At 41.2% G+C, this 13,916-nt stretch carries 9 protein-coding genes; 6 read left to right on the top strand and 3 right to left on the bottom strand.

Annotated features, from left to right (window positions below):
• The first annotated feature begins 113 nt into the window (after positions 1–113).
• Positions 114–4,148, top strand: coding sequence for an LA_1737 family protein (locus tag LEP1GSC060_RS21085; protein ID WP_476703304.1), 4,035 nt, complete (start codon positions 114–116; stop codon positions 4,146–4,148).
• Between the two features lie 148 nt (positions 4,149–4,296).
• Here the strand turns inward: LEP1GSC060_RS21085 and LEP1GSC060_RS00130 are convergent, their stop codons facing one another.
• The gene (locus LEP1GSC060_RS00130; RefSeq protein ID WP_036094836.1) at positions 4,297–4,737 is read right to left on the bottom strand and encodes a MarR family winged helix-turn-helix transcriptional regulator; all 441 of its coding nucleotides are present in this window, start codon (positions 4,735–4,737) and stop codon (positions 4,297–4,299) included.
• A gap of 124 nt (positions 4,738–4,861) precedes the next feature.
• Here LEP1GSC060_RS00130 and LEP1GSC060_RS00125 point away from each other — a divergent pair, with 124 nt between their 5' ends.
• Complete coding sequence (locus tag LEP1GSC060_RS00125; RefSeq protein WP_002992674.1) at positions 4,862–5,221, top strand: SnoaL-like domain-containing protein; 360 nt, start codon at positions 4,862–4,864, stop codon at positions 5,219–5,221.
• Positions 5,222–5,356: 135 nt separating this feature from the next.
• Here the strand turns inward: LEP1GSC060_RS00125 and LEP1GSC060_RS00120 are convergent, their stop codons facing one another.
• Positions 5,357–6,358, bottom strand: a complete 1,002-nt coding sequence (locus tag LEP1GSC060_RS00120; protein WP_002992617.1) for a patatin-like phospholipase family protein — start codon at positions 6,356–6,358, stop codon at positions 5,357–5,359.
• Positions 6,355–7,125 (bottom strand): lysophospholipid acyltransferase family protein, encoded by a 771-nt coding sequence (locus tag LEP1GSC060_RS00115; protein ID WP_002992671.1) that lies wholly within the window; start codon positions 7,123–7,125, stop codon positions 6,355–6,357. The genes LEP1GSC060_RS00120 and LEP1GSC060_RS00115 overlap by 4 nt, the downstream gene beginning before the upstream one ends.
• A gap of 412 nt (positions 7,126–7,537) precedes the next feature.
• On the opposite strand from LEP1GSC060_RS00115, the gene LEP1GSC060_RS00105 reads away from it, so the two are divergent.
• The 4 genes from LEP1GSC060_RS00105 to LEP1GSC060_RS00090 are packed head-to-tail and all read left to right on the top strand — an operon-like array spanning position 7,538 to position 13,731.
• The gene (locus LEP1GSC060_RS00105) at positions 7,538–8,362 is read left to right on the top strand and encodes a CheR family methyltransferase (RefSeq protein WP_002992673.1); all 825 of its coding nucleotides are present in this window, start codon (positions 7,538–7,540) and stop codon (positions 8,360–8,362) included.
• A 23-nt stretch (positions 8,363–8,385) separates the two neighbouring features.
• Positions 8,386–8,973 (top strand): chemotaxis protein CheB, encoded by a 588-nt coding sequence (locus LEP1GSC060_RS00100; RefSeq protein WP_002992662.1) that lies wholly within the window; start codon positions 8,386–8,388, stop codon positions 8,971–8,973.
• Positions 8,970–12,599 (top strand): response regulator, encoded by a 3,630-nt coding sequence (locus LEP1GSC060_RS00095; RefSeq protein ID WP_002992680.1) that lies wholly within the window; start codon positions 8,970–8,972, stop codon positions 12,597–12,599. Before LEP1GSC060_RS00100 ends, LEP1GSC060_RS00095 begins: the two co-directional genes overlap by 4 nt.
• A 16-nt stretch (positions 12,600–12,615) precedes the next feature.
• Entirely contained in the window at positions 12,616–13,731 is a 1,116-nt protein-coding gene (locus tag LEP1GSC060_RS00090) for a sensor histidine kinase (RefSeq protein ID WP_002992642.1), read from the top strand.
• The last annotated feature ends 185 nt before the right edge of the window (positions 13,732–13,916 follow it).

Raw genomic sequence — 13,916 nt, 5'->3', positions numbered from 1 at the left:
ACTAGTACCCCTTACTCTACTGGAATCGGGATTCGTCGACGGAATCCGCCACAACTTTTACTTTGTTTCATTGGGGACACGATCTAGAGAAAAAGTTTTTTAGTTTTTTTCCTTTGATTCATTATACGAATTATAAAATCAAGGAGGATTATTCCTTTACCTTATTTCCTCTTTATCATCAATCTAGATCGAACTCGCAAAAATTTGCGACTTATTCGCCGCTTTGGTTTCACGAATCGGAGAGAACTTCGGATTCCGAATCGGATTTTTTATTTTTACCGATTCCTCTTTTTTACAAATCGAAAACGGTTTCAGCCCGAGGAGAATCCACAAAACTTTTTTTGGCTCCGTTGGCGCTTTACTTCCAAGACGATGGAGAAAATTATAAAATTCTAAACTTCCTTTTGTTCCAGTGGGGAAGGGAAAAGGTTTCAGGCTTCTTTCGATTTTTTCCGTTCATTTTTTACAAAGAGAATTCCTACCTCACTCTGCTTCCATTATGGTTTTATAAAAAAAACGAATACAAACATCTGTTTCCGATTTTCTTTTCTTGGAAGGACGATGAGAGCGCGGATAACCTAGCGGGTCCGTTCTTCTATCGTTATCGTTCCGAGGACGTATACCGGGATTACTATTTGAATACGTATTATAAACGAGAAAGAGGAAAGGGCCTAACGGCATTCGTGAGTTTTCCTTTCGTTTATTACAAACAGGATTCCCATCTTACGTTCTTTCCGATCTATCATCATTCGATAGAAGGAGACGATTTAACTCGGTATTTTCTTTTACCGATTCCTATGTACAGACATACACGAAAAATGGAATCGGAAACGCTCGTCTTAAACGCGTATTGGAGCCGGGACGAAAAGGGGGAATATCTGTCTTCCTCATTCTTTCCGTTTTACTTTCATAAAAAGAATTCGTATCTGCATATTCCGTTGTTGTTCTTTTTTCAGACTCAAGGCGAAGGTTATAAAGAAACGTTTTTACTTCCCTTCTTTTATCGATATTCAACGCCGGATGAGAACGAATTTTTTCTTTTAGGTTATCACGATTATAGTTCGGATTCGAATACTTTCACTCGTCTGTATCCGTTTTACTATTCTTCCCGCGAGAAGGACGGCTCTTCTTTCTTAGGTTTAGCGGGTCTTTTTTATCGTTGGAAGGATACGTCCGATGAAACGACTACACGAACGATTTTGCCTTTGCACTACTATCAAAAAAATGAATATAATCTTTGGCTTCCGTTTTACTTTCGGTTCGGGGGAAACGATAGGGATTACGTTTCGTTCAGTCCGATTCATTATAAACTTCGATCGACTAACGTGGATCGGGATTGGGCCTTACTCTATTACTCTTCCGAAAACAGGAAAGAAAAAACGAGTTCGTTTGTCGTAGCCCCTCTTTATTTCGAGTGGAAAAATCCGCAGTCCAGAGGGAATATCTTTCTTCCCGCGTATCTCAAATATTATGAAAAGAATAAGAACTTAGAACTTTACTTCGGCGGAATTTCCGTTTCTCAGAACGGAGGAAAGTTCGACGTTTCCTTTCAGTCGAGCGCGTCCGGAAAAGAATTCTACGTGGATTTGGATTATTCTTTTATCTACAATATCTTCAGTGTTTCTCTTCGAAAGGAAGTTTCCAATCCTCTTACTTTTTTTACGGATGAAAAAAAGGAAGATGTTACGCTTCCGCAGATTCAAAATTCCAAAAATCCGGAAACCAAAAAGGAGGTCCGGTTCTCCGTTGCGGGGGAAGAAGTACGGAAGAATCCGCAGAAAGAAGATTCGGATTTCGCTTCGTATAAAAAATTGGCGAGAGAAAACTCAAGAAATTATTTCGCATGGGAAGTTTTATTCGGTATTGCGAGTTATCAATCCGGGGACGATAAAAAACACTTCCGGATTCTTCCGTTGGGTTGGTTCACTTGGGGAAACAACGACGATCATATCTTAGCTTTTCCATTGCCTCTGCCGACGTTTTTGGGAACCGTCGGCGACGAATCGTATCGAGTTGTATTTCCGCTTTATGCGGAACAAAGGAAAGGTTCCGATTTTATCCGATCCCTGGGAATTTTTCTTTTTGTGATGGAAAAGGAAAAAGATAGGAATGAATATTCTATCCTTTGGCCTCTCATACGTTATGCGAAATCGAAAGAGGAAACTTCGTATCGATTTTTTCCGATTTTTGCGCACCGAGAAACCGCCGAAAGTTCGGAAACGAAAAGTATCCTTTACTATCGTTCCAAGGAAAGAACCGGAACTTACGAAACCTCCTCCTTTCATGGAATTTTGTTTCCCTTGTATCACGCTTCCGAAGAAATTTTTACGAAAAAAGATTCGATATCCGGTTTTGGCTACGACACGCTCATTCCTTTTTATTATCGCGAATACAAGGATCGATTTAAAGGAGAAACGCAGGTACTGAAGGAAAGAAATCTTTATTCCCCTTTGTTTTTGTATTCTTCCAAAGAGGAGTTCGTATTAAAATCGAAGGATTCTTTTCTGCTCAGTCCGTTTTATTTGACATCGTATACGGAAAGAGTAATATTCAATAAATCGTATGTTTCGGATTTCAACCTGATTCTTCCCGTTCCTTTCGCTTTTTGGGGTCGGGAAGGGGAGGAAAAATACGGTTTTATCGCGGGTTTTTATCGTTCCGTAAGCCCGGAACGCAGTTCTTGGAACTTTCTTTTTTTGTTCGGTTCAAATGATACGAAAAAGGATAAGGAATACGTCGAATCTTCCTATGTATTTCCGTTTTACTTCGGGACGAGGATTACCGAAGGAGGAGTCCAAATATACAGATCGATTACGGTTCCTCTTTTTTATTACGAAAAAGAAAAAACACGTCTCGGTCAGATCGAAACTTCGTTTTTTAGCCCGGTTTGGTTTCAAAAAAAAATGATTCCGGGCGAGTCGAAATTGACGACCTCTTTCGAAAGGAACTTTTATCCGATTCCGTTGTTTTATACTTACGAAAAAGTTACGGACGACGGATTGATTCAAGAGGAAACGAGCGGTTGGGATTGGTTGTTTTTAGCCAATTGGGAACGCAGGAAAACCCCTCGCATTCAAAAAAATGAATATGACTTTAAGATACTTTTAGGCGGAATTTTCGGATATTCAGCCGTTATGGAACCGCAAAAAGAATCCGTTTCTTGGAACGTATCTCCGCTTTTTTTTAGAAAATCGGAGATCGAAAACGGAACGATCACGAATTCTTCCACTTTGATTCCGATCGTATTTTACGGAAGTTTTAGCGAAAAACAAGGTAAGATAAACTCTCATACGAATCTTTTCGGAATTCTTATGAACTACAAGAGGGACGACGAATCCGGAACGAAAAGTTTCTTTTTATTTCCTTCCATCTATTATTCCAACGATCAAAGATACAAAGAGAAAACTTTTTTCTTTCTTCCGTTCGTTTATTATTCCTCCGTCGGCGAGGATCAATATTCGTTTTTCTTTATGGGTTATTATCAGAGAAAAAACTCCGTATCCGATCGGTACAACTTTTTATATCTGTTCGATTTGGAATCCTCTTTTAGGGAACAAAAAAAGGAGCTGACACTTTTTTTGGGAGCGTTTAACGCGGAGTTTGAAAAGGACAGAACCCGATGGGGAGTTTTCGGAGGAGTTTTACTCGGTTACGAATCGACTCCTCAGATGACGGATTGGAACTTTTTGTGGATTCGGTATCTGAATTCTCCGCAGGAAAAAATTCAGAATTTCCTTCCAATCTATCGATATAGTGAAACACAGGAAGGTTATTCCTTTTTGGCGCCCCCGCTTCTGACGTATCATTCGAAGGATCCGGAAGGAACTCTCACGTTAGGCGGTCTTGGTATCCTCTATTATCGAAATCGTTCCGAAATTGCAAGGGAAGAATCGACCAAAATCCTCGGAGGTCTCGTCTATTTCTCCGAAAAAAAGGCGCTTCGAGGTTTTCAAAATTACGGGGTTTTGGGTGTTCCCTTTCTGGGCGGTCTTCTTTGGAATTATGAATACGAAGAGGAGACCGGTTTCCGAAAGACCTCCGTTTTAAAATTCATTTTTAGCAGAACGACTTATAAGGGAAAAACATGGAACAGCTACTTCGGGATTTCCCCTTCGTTATGGTTTGATAAGGACGAAGAAAATGATTAACGATTTTATAATATATTGCGCGGGACTTAGTAATACTATAGAATCGGCATTTTAAGTTTGGATCTAAGATTCGATCGAATAAAAGAAATGAATAGAGGTTTGGAAATCTAAGACGTTTTGAATCGTATAAAAAGACGTCGTTTAACGTTTAGGTTCGGTTCAACTTCCTGAAAATTCTTAGGAGTTCGTTCGTTTCCTTGGAGTTCAGTTTGGAAGCGAAAAGCTCCCGAATTCCTTCTTCGTAAATCGGCCAGGATTCTCTAAGAGCTTGAATTCCGGAAGAGGTGATCTCCACGATAAATTCCCTCGCGTCTCCTTCGCTTCTTTCCCTTTTTAAAAAACCTTCCGCGACGAGTTTATCCACGGACCGCGTCAACGCACTTTTACTCAGAATGATTTCCTCGGCGATATCGGACATTCTTGATCGTTTTTTCGGTTTTGTATAAACCGAATAGAGTATGTCGTACCAAGTGAGGGAAATTGTTTTCATTTTTGTAAGATCGGATTCGATTTTAGAAGAGGCGCCCGTATAAAATTTCAATCCCGCTGCCCAGGCGTCGATGGACGTTTTTGATATTTTTTCTTTCATCGGAGGTAGAGAACGTTTTTTTGGTTGCATTTGCAATCATTTTTTCGTTGGATGTAATAGTTGCAGTTGCAACTAAAATTCTTACCGAATTTTACCCGGCAAGAATTCAAAAGGAGTAAGAAGAATGAGTACAATTAAAAAAAACGTTACCAAGTTGAACGAAATGATTCTGGCGGGCGAAGTAATCAAAGCCTTTGAAAAATTTTACCATCCGCTCGTTGAGATGCAGGAAAACACCCAAAATCCTACGAAAGGTTTTGAAGCGAATTTCGCCCGGGAAAAGGACTTCGTGTCCAAAGTGAAATGGAATCACGCGGCAGTGTTAGGTGCGATCGTTGACGAGGAAAAAAGCAGAAGTGTCGTGGAATGGGAAATCGACTACGTTCATAAGGAATGGGGTCATATCAAAACGACACAGGCAAGCGTTCAAACTTGGAAAGACGGAAAAATCATTCACGAAAGATTCTACTATACGGTTAAGTGACGTTAGGCGGATACGAGATAGGATCTTATCTCGTATCCAAACAAGTTTTCATTATATTATACATTTTGTATACGGAGCCTTACTCTACCGGGAATCGCGATTCCCGGTATTTTTTTTATCGGCGGGAATCGGCTCTTATTCGGATTTTTTTCCCTTGGGGTTCGATTTCTTTTTCGGATTTGTTAAACGAACTTGTTTTTTGGTCCGAGCGGTTCCGTTGTGAATCTTTTTTCCGTTTTTATCTTTCGAAAATAATTTCAAAAGTCGTTTTCCGATTTCCTCTCCTTTGGAAACTCCTAAGTTTACGGTTTCCTTAAGTTTATTCGCGTTCGTAGTAACGAGGCTTACGGGCAAAGGATTTTCGGGGGAGATCGTATGAATTCGAACTCCTTTGGGGGGTTTTTGTGCAACGGCTCGGGCGATGTTGAAATGATGATGGTGCCATCGGTTCATCAGTTTCGCCATTTTCCAATCTTTCGGAAAAGACAGAAGGCTGGTCAACATTCCGAACGGAGGGGAAATTCTTTCCACGGGAGAATTTAAGACAACCGTAATGTCTTTATAACCCGCTTCGATCAAATCTTCCAACGGAAGCGGATTGAGCACCGCCGCGTCCGAATACAATTTTCCATCCACCCGGTGTTTTCCCCTCGTTGCGATCGGAAGCGAAGTTGCCGCTTTCAAAAGATCGAATATATTTGTGGTAGTCGCACGTACGTATTCTATCGTTCGAGTTTGAAGATTGCTGACTGCGACTCTCAATTCGGGCAGGCCGAACTTTTCGAAATTTTCGGCGGGTAAAGGATACTTTTCCCCGAACAGATCATCCACAAGATATTCTTGGTCTAAAAAAGTTTTTCCCTGAAAAGGATGAAAGGGCGAAATAAGTTTTCTTCCGGCGAGTTCCATGTACCAAATCGCAAGAGTTTTTAAACTTTTTTCGGGTTCCGGTTTGGGCATCGTCACGTAGTAGGCGGCCGAGCAGGCTCCGGAGGAAACCGCTACGACTAGATCAAAATGTTTCGGAGAAACCAAAGTATGCAAAGAATGTAATGCGCCTCCGGCAAACGCCCCTTTCATACCGCCGCCTTCCACGAGAAGAGCTCGTTTGCTTCCTTTGGCTGCTGGAATTTTCATGCGATCGATTCCACCTTCGTTGTATCTAGTTCTTCAAAACTTTCTAATTTAGATTTTTTGAATTCAAATGGGTAAATAAGATTGGTAAGACTTGCGATTTCATGCATACGCTCGTGTAAAAATTCCTCGGGATCTTGGTTCGGATTTAAGTATTTCAATTCTCCGATCCGTATCGAGAGTAAGGTCCGGCGTAAAAAACCTCGAGGACGGTAGTCGAGTCCCAAACATAAAACCGGAAGAGGGGTTTCGGGTTTTCCCACGATAAAACGAAACGCACCCGGTCTTCCTCTTCCCATTTTATAAGGAACCGTGGTTTGTTCGGGAAAGATGACCAACATATTACCGTTGTATAATACTTTCCTGGCAAAGAGAAGATCTCTTTTACTTTTACGGGGTTCGAGCCGGTTGAGAGGGATTCCTCCGCACTTTAAAAAGAAATCGAAAAACATCGGAGAAGCCATCGAGTCTTTCATAATCGCCCAGATATCCCAGCGCGCTTTGTACAGCCCTTTGGCAAGTCCGATGGGAATATCGTCGTTTCTTTGGTGTTTTACGAGTACGAGAACCGTACCTTCTTTCGGGACGTTTTCGATTCCGGTCACGTCGGTTTTATAAAAAAGACTTCCGTAAATTCTTCCGAACCAGCGGAGAATTTTTCGTACCCGAAGGGAACTGCCAGGATGTACTCCCGGTTCCGCGTCGAGAGAGTCGTATCGATAATCGGTTTTATCTTGATTTTTGTCGGTGCGGGTTCTTTGAGAATTCATACGTTCTTTCTGAGCCAAAATAAAAGGACGGGTTGCAAAAAAAAGAAATTCTTTTTTGGAATCGAAAATTTACGTCGAACTCGCTCTTCAAAACGAAGGACGACAACACAAACAAAGTCGTTTAAACTTACGCGAAACATTTCTTATCGGAAACGATAAAAAGCTCCATAAGAATTTACGATTCGGATGGAAACGGAAAACGGCGGATTTTCGCGGAAAAATCGAAACGGCTCCGCGGATTCTTTAGGATTAAGATTCGTGAATATTCTTTTAGGAATCCCTAAATGAGAAAATTAGCATATAAATGACAGCGGAAGTTTTTAAAAATTAATTTTAAAAATTAAATCGATTTGAAATAAATTGTTGATTAAAATATATTTTCACGGTTTGATGAGGCGGTTTTTTTAAAATTATGAAGTCTAAGGATACGTTAGATATTGAAATCGATCTTCTTTTGGAAGCGATCTTTCAAAAATACGGATATGATTTCAGGCAATACTCCGAGGCTCATATACGCAGAAGACTGATGAGTCGACTTGCGCTTTCGGGTTTAAAGAGCGTTTCCGAAATGCAACATCACGTATTACACGACGTGACTTTTGCGGGAAGGTTGTTGCAGGATTTATCGATCACGGTTACGGAGATGTTTCGCGATCCGGATTTTTACGCGTGTTTACGGGAGAAAGTGATCCCGATTTTAAAAACGTATCCGTTCGTAAAAATTTGGCACGCGGGCTGTTCGACCGGAGAAGAGGCGTATTCTATGGCGATCGTCCTTAAAGAAGAAGATTTGTATGAAAGGTCGATTATCTATGCCACCGATTTTAATGAGCGCGCTTTGAAAGCGGCAAGAGCCGGCGTTTTTAAAAACGAGAGTATGAAGGAATACACTTCCAATTATCAACTTTCGGGAGGTAAGGGATCTTTTTCGGATTATTATACTTCCGATCAGGAGATGGTGATCATGAATCAGACGTTGAAAAAAAATATAGTATGGGCCAATCATAATTTGGTGACGGACAGCGTTTTTGCGGAAGTGAATCTTGTGTTGTGCAGAAACGTTTTGATCTATTTTAAAAGAGAGCTGCAAAACAAGGTACATCTTCTTTTTTTTGAGAGCCTCGTAAGCGGCGGGCTTCTTTGTTTGGGTTCCAAAGAGGGAATCTCCTACGGAGATTTATCGGAGAAATACGAGACGTTGGATTCGAAACAAAAAGTATATAAGAAAAAGTATTAAAGAATCCGTATTATAAAATTCGAATGAACTACGAGGCGATTGTGATTGGAGTTTCCGCAGGCGGTTTAAACGCGTTGAAAACGATATTACCGACTTTGCCTGTACGATACGGAATCCCACTTATTATCGTTCAACATATCGGTCCGCGTTCCGACGGAGAATGGCTCAGGATATTAGGAAGGTTGTCTAACGTCAAAATCAAAGAGGCGGAAGAAAAAGAGAAAATCGAACCGGGGACCGTTTACGCGGCTCCGCCTAACTACCATTTATTGATTGAAAGAGATAGGACGATTTCTCTTTCCGTAAGCGAACGAGTGAATTTTTCGAGACCTTCCGTAGACGTTTTATTCGAATCCGCTTCCGATGTTTACGGCGATAAACTGATCGGAATCGTTTTAACTGGCGCCAATTCGGACGGTGCAAAGGGTTTAAAAAGAATCAAGGACAACGGCGGTTTGGCGATCGTTCAAGATCCGTTAACGGCGGAGTTCGCATTGATGCCGGAGTCCGCTATCGGAGCGGTGGGCGTGGATTGTATTCTTTCTTTGGAAAAGATCGCGGAACTATTGATAAGATTGGATCAAAATAATCCGAACCGAGGGAATACATGACCATTCGAGGAAAACTGATCGTCGGATTTTCCGTCATTCTTGCGATGTTGTTTATCAGCGTCATATTTGTGATCCAGATGATTTCCGATTCGAACAAAAGACTGAAACGGATCGTGGACGTATCCGCAAAAAAAGTAAGTTTATCGCACGAGATATTGATCGGAGTTCTGGAAGCGTCGCGTCACGAGAAAAATATCATCATAGAAGAAGATTATACGAAGATGGGTTATTATAGGGACAGGATCTATAAGGCGGTGGACTCGGTCGATCAAAAGACGATCGAATTACAGGCGTACGCCGATGAAGACGGTTTGAAAATACTGGAGGATTTTAAATCCTTGTGGAGCGCGTATAAGATCGACCTGTCTCAAATCGTATTTCTCGCATTAAAAAATGAAAACGAAAAAGCCTTCGAGATTTCCATTCGTAAAGGTCTTACGATACGGGACTCTATCATCAAAACATTAACTTATCTCGTAAAAAAGAACGAAGATAGAATGCAAATGGATAAACAGGAAAATGAAAGGAGATACTATTTAACCTTTCTTTTTTTGGTCCTGTTGGTTTTGGCGAGTCTTTTGATCGAAGTTACGGTTTCTTATTGGATTATAAATACGATCAGTTTAAGGATTCAGTTTATTGCAAAGGAAGCGGAAAAGATCGCAAGTCGGGAATTTTCGGAGAGCCGTTCGGAAGAAGTTGCGAAAGACGAACTACAAGCCGTGTACGAATCCTTAAATAAAATCCGCGAAAGTTTTAAAGAGATAACGGACAGCGCGAATAACGTGGCCTCCGGAAATTATCTCGTCGACCTCGTACCGAAATCGGAAATGGACGTTTTGGGAAATTCACTGCGTACGATGACTTCCTCTCTCCGAAAAAAAACTCAGGAAAATGAAAAACACAATTGGATCACAAACGGTCAAAATCTTCTCAATGAAAAGTTAAGAGGGGATAAATCCGAGTCCGTCCTTTCAAACGACGTTATCGCTTTTTTATCCAATTATCTTAAGGCAAGCGTGGGAGCGATTTATCTTTGTAACGATCAGTTGTGTACTTTGTCGATTTTCGGGAAATACGGTTTCGCAGCGACGGATCAATCGCATGAAAAGTTCGTTATGAACGAGGGTTTGATCGGCCAAGCGGCATTCGAACAAAAACAAATTCTTTTAACGAATTTAGAGGAAGAATCGATCCGTATTTTGTCCGGGTTAGTCGACACAAAACCGAATCAGATCCTGATCGCTCCGTTTGTATTCGAAGGAAAAACACAGGGTGTGATCGAGTTGGGAAAGTTGGATCCGTTTTCACCTTCCGAAATCGAGTTTATGGAAATTTCCGTTCAAAGTATCGGGATCAGTTTTAATTCTTCCAGAGTGAGGAGACGAGTTCAAGAACTTCTGGAACAAACGCGGGTTCAGAGCGAGGAACTGCAAACTCAGCAGGAAGAATTGAAACAGATGAACGAGGAGTTGGAGGAACAAACTCAGATTTTAAGACAACAACAAGAAGAATTAAGAGTTTCTAATGAAGAATTGGAAGAGCAGACCCGAAGTTTAGAAGTGAAGAATCAGGAAGTGGAATCGGCGAAAAACGATATAGAGCGGAAAACGAAACAATTGGAACTTTCCGGAAAATATAAATCCGAGTTTTTAGCGAACATGTCTCATGAATTGAGAACTCCTTTAAACAGTCTGTTGATTCTTTCCAAAGACCTTGCCGACAATAAAAAGAAAAATTTGGACGAGGAGCAGGTGGAAAGCGCGAACATCATTCATAAAAGCGGACATGATCTTCTGATTTTGATAAACGAAGTCCTGGACTTATCCAAGATAGAATCGGGCAAGATGTCGATTAACGTGGAAAGAGTCGTACTGAAAAAACTTATAAAGGACGTTATCAGCGGATTTAAACGCGAGGCCGCCGAAAAGAAACTCGATCTGGATTTGGTTTTTTACGAGGATTTGCCGGAGGTGTTGCGAACCGATCCCAATCGTCTGAGTCAGATTCTGAAAAATTTAATCTCAAACGCCTTGAAGTTTACGGAACGCGGTAAGATTCTACTGGAGATTAAAAGGCAGGATTCGGACGGAATTCTTTTTTCAGTAATCGATTCCGGAATCGGAATCCCGGAGGAAAAACATTCGGCGATTTTTGAAGCGTTCCAACAAGCGGACGGAAGTACGAGTAGAAAATACGGAGGAACCGGGCTCGGGTTATCGATTTCCAAAGAACTTGCCAGGTTATTGGGAGGCGAAATTTTTCTTAAAAGTAAGGTGAATGAAGGTTCCACGTTTTCATTATTACTCCCGATCGAAACCAAAAAACAAGAAGCCGCGAGTCCGAAAGAAGAAAAAATCGTTACCGGTTTTGAAATTTTTTCGAATCAAGATCGAAACGAATTTATCAACTATCCCGCGTTAGACGACGATAGGAATCAAATCGAGGAAGGTGATAAAGTTCTTTTGATCGTGGAAGACGATTTAAAATTCGCTTCGATTTTGGTCAAACAGGCCAAGGAAAAAGGGTTCAAGTGTATTTCCGCAGCGACGGGCGAAGACGGTTTGATTCTAACCCGAAAACACAAACCACACGCGATTCTTTTGGACTTGGATCTGCCCGGAATAAACGGACAATCCGTATTGAACGAATTAAAGACGGATCAATCGGTTAGACATATTCCAGTTCACGTAATTTCCGCAAAAGAACATTCCCTCGAACTCATTCGAGGAGGAGCGGTGGAGTATATTAGAAAACCCGTAAATAAGAAAAGGTTGGACGAGGCTTTCAATCGGATGGAACATTTTATCAGCAGGAAGATGAAAAATCTTTTGATCATCGAAGACGACGAAAGTTCGAGAAAGATGATGCGGAAATTGATCGGAAACGGGGACGTGAAATGTTTCGAAGCGGGTTCCGGCAAGGAAGCGCTTCGGATTTACGGCGAAAATTATTTCGATTGTATCGTTTTAGACATCGGTCTTCCCGATATGAGCGGTTTCGATTTGATCTACGAAATGGAAAAGATCAAAGAAGGACAAATTCCTCCGATCATCATTTATACGGGTAGGGAACTCACAAAAGAGGAAGACATAGAACTTCAGAAATATTCGGAAAGTATCATCATCAAAGGGATCAAATCCGAAGAAAGACTTTTGGACGAAACCGCTTTGTTTCTCCATAGAATGATAGACAACCTTCCGGAATCGAAGCAGAATATCATAAATAGTTTATATGATAAGGACGCCGTTTTGTCTCATAAGAAAATTCTTTTGGTGGACGACGACATGAGAAACATTTTCGCGTTATCGAAAATGTTGAATGAAAAAGGAATGAACGTTTTAAAGGCGGAAAACGGAAAAAACGCCTTGGAAATTCTTTCCGAAAACGAGGACGTCGATTTGATTCTTATGGACATTATGATGCCCGAGATGGACGGATACGAGGCGATGAAAAAGATCCGATCCGATTCAAAATATAAAAATCTTACGATTATCGCGCTTACTGCAAAGGCGATGAACGACGATAGACAGAAATGTATCGACGCGGGTGCGAACGATTATATAGCCAAACCGGTGGACATGGAACGACTGTTTTCTCTGATGAGGGTTTGGTTAAGCAAATAGCGGGTTGTTGGAGATCATGAAGATAAGACCTAAGATATTGATAGTGGACGATAAACCTGAAAATTTGATCGCTCTGGAAGTCGTGCTGAAGGATTTGGACGTAGAGTTGATCAAAGCTTTGAGCGGAAACGAAGCGCTGAAGGCGACTCTACATCATGAGTTCGCTTTAGCGTTGTTGGATATACAAATGCCCGAGATGGACGGATACGAATTGGCAAGTATCATGAGGGAAGAAAACAAAACCGCGCATTTACCTTTCATTTTTATTTCCGCGGTTTATACGGATAATCTGAACGTGTTTAAGGGTTATGAAAAAGGGGCGTTTAGCTTTATCACGAAACCGTTTCAACCCGAGATTTTGATCGATAAGGTTCGATTTTTTGTGGATAAATATCGTCAGGATATCGCCTTACTCGAATTAAACGAAAGTCTGAGACGGAAAAATTTGGAATTGGAATATTCCAACCGCGAGTTGGACGCTTTTTGTTATTCCGTTTCTCACGATTTGAAAGCGCCTCTGCGCGGCATAAGAGGTTACACTAAGATATTAAACGAAGATTATAGAGAAAAATTGGACGAAGAAGGAGAAAGAATACTCGGTTTGATCATCGATAGCTCCGGAAAAATGAGCAGTCTGATCGATAGTCTTCTGCTTTTATCCAAGTTGGGAAAAAAAGATATGAGAAAAAGTCCGATCGATATGAACGAATTGGTCGGCATGGTGTTGAAAGAATTTCAGGGAGATCTAAAAGACGGAAAAGCGGATTTGGACGTAAAGGAACTTCCGTCCGTTTCGGGTGACGCAGAATTGCTCAAACAAGTTTTGATCAATCTCATATCCAACGCGATCAAGTATTCCTCTAAAAAGGAAAATCCCAAGGTTGAAATCGGAGCTTTGGCGGACGAAAAGGAAATAACTTATTACGTAAAAGACAACGGCGCCGGTTTTAGTATGCAGTACATAGGCAAACTTTTCGGAGTGTTTCAAAGACTCCATGAAAACAGCGAGTTCGAAGGAATCGGAATCGGACTGGCGATCGTTCAGAGAATCGTCCTACGCCACGGAGGTAGAGTATGGGCGGAGGGAGAATTGGAGCGGGGAGCCGTATTTTATTTTGCATTACCAAGATGAGCGAATTTTCCTTTTGACTTAACATTTTGGATCGGAGTATGAAACGTATCCATTCCGTTACGCATTTCGCGCAAACCTCCCTGAATAGTTTTATGTTTAGAGTTTGTCCGCCAACCGTCCGATTTTATCGAACGGTCGCAAGACTCTGTGATTGTTTTAAATTTTGGGACAAATTCTTAGTCTTG

The sequence above is a fragment of the Leptospira weilii serovar Ranarum str. ICFT genome (genome assembly GCF_000332415.1).
Taxonomy (GTDB): Bacteria; Spirochaetota; Leptospiria; order Leptospirales; family Leptospiraceae; genus Leptospira; species Leptospira weilii_A.
The sequence above is the reverse complement of the archived record's forward strand: the minus strand, read 5'-3'. Positions and strand labels throughout refer to the sequence as shown.